This is a genomic window from Shewanella litoralis (assembly GCF_009828585.1).
Taxonomy (GTDB): domain Bacteria; phylum Pseudomonadota; class Gammaproteobacteria; order Enterobacterales; family Shewanellaceae; genus Shewanella; species Shewanella litoralis.
The window spans coordinates 1-511 of the sequence record NZ_WSRZ01000087.1 but is presented as its reverse complement, the minus strand read 5'-3'; the positions used below and the strand labels follow the sequence as shown (position 1 = coordinate 511).

The following is a 511-nucleotide window of genomic DNA, read 5'->3' as shown; positions in this document are numbered from 1 at the left end:
TATACTCTCTTTTAGGAGAGTAAATTATGTACCTTGAAGCCTTCACAACCTTTTTCAGCGAGCTTACCGACACTCGTCAATCGGCTAAAATCACTTATCCTCTCGAAGATATTTTATTTGTTACTTTGTGTGGCGTTATCGCTGGAGCCGAGGGCTGGAGCGAGATCCGAGATTACGCTGAGGGTCATCTTGATTGGTTTCAACAGCATGGATATTTAAGTGATGGTGTCCCTGTCGATGACACCATCGCGAGGACTATCTCACGCATTGACCCCGAGCAATTTAGGCTGTGTTTCATAAAGTGGATGCAAGCCATGCATGAAATAACGCAAGGTCAACTTATCGCGATAGACGGCAAGACATTGAGAGGCTCCTATCAACGTGGAAACCGACAATCAACAATTCATATGGTGAATGCGTTTGCATGTAAAAACAAACTCGTTCTTGGGCAAGTCAAGACCTCTGAAAAGTCCAATGAAATCACAGCAATCCCAGAGCTAATAAAGCTTCT

Annotated in this window: 1 protein-coding gene; it reads left to right on the top strand. The window is 43.8% G+C overall.

Translation table 11 applies throughout. The features are described 5' to 3' along the window. Positions 1-26 precede the first annotated feature (26 nt). Positions 27-511 (top strand): ISAs1 family transposase (locus GQA99_RS20240; RefSeq protein WP_160057010.1); only part of this gene is annotated, 485 nt, incomplete at its 3' end.